The organism is Halalkalibacterium halodurans, assembly GCF_004376175.1.
In the GTDB taxonomy this organism is placed as follows: domain Bacteria; phylum Bacillota; class Bacilli; order Bacillales; family Bacillaceae_D; genus Halalkalibacterium; species Halalkalibacterium halodurans.
Window position 1 is genome coordinate 1 of record NZ_SNUY01000097.1, and the last position, 3,515, is coordinate 3,515.

At 37.9% G+C, this 3,515-nt stretch carries 2 protein-coding genes; one reads left to right on the top strand and one right to left on the bottom strand.

From position 1 onward, the window contains the following. Positions 1 to 546 precede the first annotated feature (546 nt). Positions 547 to 1,821 carry a hypothetical protein gene (locus E2L07_RS19375; RefSeq protein WP_003321462.1) on the top strand — a complete coding sequence of 425 codons (1,275 nt, stop codon included), beginning with the start codon at positions 547 to 549 and terminating at the stop codon, positions 1,819 to 1,821. A 293-nt stretch (positions 1,822 to 2,114) separates the two neighbouring features. Here E2L07_RS19375 and E2L07_RS19380 read toward each other — a convergent pair whose 3' ends face one another. After that, positions 2,115 to 3,470: an IS1182-like element IS656 family transposase gene (locus E2L07_RS19380; protein WP_134230405.1), complete on the bottom strand. Its 1,356-nt coding sequence runs from the start codon at positions 3,468 to 3,470 to the stop codon at positions 2,115 to 2,117. Between the last annotated feature and the right edge of the window lie 45 nt (positions 3,471 to 3,515).

Genomic DNA, 3,515 nt, shown 5'->3' on the forward strand with positions numbered 1-3,515 from the left:
TAGCTGTTTTAACCTTATCAGAAATGGATTCTTTTTTCATTTATTTGATGCATGGACCATTTAGCTCAATACCTTGATAGATAAGCATTATTTGGTTATCAAAGATTTTTTATGAATAATTCAGGATAACAATTTTTTATGAACATTCGATGAATAGATTTTCTCTTTTTAGCTATCAAAGAACAGATGGTTTATCGAATTCTTCTCTTTCATATGTTATATCCTTTTTCCAATTCCACTAACAAAACACTTAATAATTTTTCATCAAGGAGACACAAACGTGTCGTTCTACAAACTTTCTACAAAATTTATTTATAATATGTGGTTAGAATATAAAATCTAGAGGCGAAATCAAGGAAACTTAGATTTTTGTGATGACTACCTTAGGGAGAGGAATAGCTAAAAAGATATAAAGCAAACAAGAACGAATACTAGCTAATATCCGCATCTTGATATTTAAGATCCTTACAAAAATTGCGTTTTCAAAATATGTGTATAGCTGATTTGTCAGACTTTTATAGCCTCAAAAAGTATAGGAGATGTATTATGATATATGGAATAGAAAGCAGAAGGTTAATTTTTATTCGACATCTAGGCGTAGCGGTATTTTCCGCTATATTGGTTTATTTGTTTTATCTATCTTATTCAGCATGGGGGGTTGTTCCTGCTTTATTCCCAGATTGGGGAGCTGATCATCCATTTTGGAGGGCATGGGCACATGCGGCATTTGTTCTTCTTTTCCTTACCCTGATCATTTCACCAGCTGCCACACTATGGCCCCCTATTAAACGATTGTATTCTTGGAGGCGTGAATTGGGTATATGGTTTGCTGTGTTATCTTTCGGACATGGTTACGCTATATGGGACCGTTGGGCGCGCTGGGATGTGGCAAGATTATTTGGATTTGAATATATGGAAGACGTAGGTGGATATATTCTCTTTAGACCAGAAGTTGGCATAATGAACATGATGGGACTTATAATAGCTCCTATGATCATCTTACTTGTCGTTACTTCTTTTGACGGAGCAGTAAAGTTACTCGGAGCATCTGCGTGGAAGTGGCTTCACACCACATTAGTACATGTTATTTTCTATATTGTTATGATTCGCGGTGTATTGTATCTTTTTTATTTCTTTCAATATTCGCCTCCTAACTGGCGGGCGTATCCTCCAATTTGGTTCTTATATGTTTTTCTTGGGATGGCTATTTTTGTCGTTTTACTTCAGGCGTGCGCCTTTACTAAGACTGTACTCCATCGGAGAGGACGCAAACAAAAGAATGGTATTATCCAGATAGCTGCAGTAATTGGTATAGCCATAATGTTTGCAATGCCTTTGGTGCTAATGACGGGAACGATTGCGTATTTTGACAATCGAACGATAAAAGAACCACCAGAGTTAACACAGGACGTAGAAAATTATGCACAAAATTTTGAAATGGTTATCCATGAAGAAAACCAGAATATTTACATTTGGGCAAAAAATCTTGACAGTGCACCATACTTTCGCCAAATGACCGAAATATCAGGGGAGAAGATTCTGAACCAGATATACCGTTACGACGATCAGACTTTATATATGGAAGAACTAGATGCTGACATGGAACTTGTTTGGTCTAAAATAGAGAATGTGAGACCAGAAGATATTGGAATTTTAGAAGTTGCCATAGAAACAGGGGGATGGGCAGAACAGTACGGAGCAGGAGAACACAAAATTCCATTTTCTAGTGGAGAATTACAAGTCTCCATTCATAATGTAGGAGAAATCATTCCCGATGCGGTGTTTGAAATTCCCGATGATATTGAATTTAGTTCACCTTAATGAGGTATCCGTAAGTTAATTCTGAAATTATACATTGTAGTGTGGCTATATATGAAGAGCTTGTTTTTACAATCACATTGAATTTGTAGAGACAAGCTCATTTTTTTCATAAAACATGGAATATAGGAATCGATTATAAATCCTTATTCATTACCAACAAATTACTTTCCCACAAAAAAACATTATAATTATATTTCAACGTGTAACACGCTAACTAATTGAATCAATTTCATAATTGCTTAATTTATAAATTTTGAGACGGGCAGAATTTATAAAATTTCATTTTTAAAAATTTAAGCAGCTTGTTGTTGCTGATGGCTAGTACGAATACGATCAACAGCGAGTTTAGAAGCATTGTAAACTAAGGTGACGAGATCAAAGTGAACTTTGGCTCGTTTCCCTGAGCGATGTCGAACATTGTTCAGTTGAAAAAGCTCTTTTAAATAAGCATTAACTCGTTCAACTGCGGTGCGTTGTTTAAAGATGGATTTCCAAACATTTGAACCTCTCGCGGGTGCTGTGTATTTGCGAAGGTCGGTCGTGATTTTGACTTTATATACCTTTTGACAGAGTCCATCATTGGCTAAAGGACAGTCGTGACACTCTTTCGGTCGTGTATATTTTAACGTTTCGTACTTGGGGTCAAAGCTATCGTACCGATAAGAATGTTCCCTGACACAGGTCGGCGCGAAATGCTCGTCAAAACCAACTCTTTCTCTCTCATTACGCTTATTGTAGGCAATGACGGCCTGTTGTCCCATACGATAGACCTGTTCATAAATGGGTTCAAAATCATAACCAGCATCCATCGTTTGATAACGAAGAGAGTTCAAAGGTAGTCGTTCATGGATTCCTTTTAATAGAGGAATCGCGGCTTTGCCATCGTTTAAGTTTCCCGATGAAAAAAGCGATTGGAGAATATATTGGCTCGAGGTTCCAACGGCTAAATGGCCCTTGTAGCCATACCAGAAGACGTTCTTTCCTTCGCTGTTCTTTTTTATACCCCATTTAGGATCTTGCGGGATCTCCCGACGTAATTGGGCTAATGAGACTTCTAATTGTGCTTCGATTTTCTTTTCGAATAACGGGAGATTCGCTTCTTTTTCTGCCTGTTCGATGAGCCATTGTTCACGTTCTTTCTTTGTTTTACGACCACGTTTTTGAGGTTCTTCTTTTGGTTTTTCTTCCTTTGGTGGAGCCTGATCACGCGCTTCAAAATGTGTGGCATCAATCGCTACCGTGTCATCGGTAATAAACCCTTCAGCGATCGCTTGGAGGATCACTTTTTCCTGAACTTCAGCTAAAATGTTAGAGTTCTCAAGCTTCGTTAAAAGTCGAGAATAGGATGCTTCAGATGGAACTGAATCGGATACAAGAAAACCACAATTTCTCTTAAAGGCTAGGTCTTCGTTCAAACGCTTAATTAGGTGCTTCATCGTTGGAATTCCTTCGACAAGACGGATCAATATAGAAATAACCATCGCTGGATAATTCAATGCTTCTGGTGCCCCAAGGTGAGATTTTTTCGTCACCTCGTGGACAATGGAAGACAGATCAATAGCGGAAAAAATCGCGTCATAACGTTGGGTAGGTTCCATCTCATATAATTCTTGCATGCTAAATAAACTCATTTGTCGTATAATGGTCATAGGAAGTACTCCTCCAGTCTTTTTGGGATGTTTTCGTCGACTACC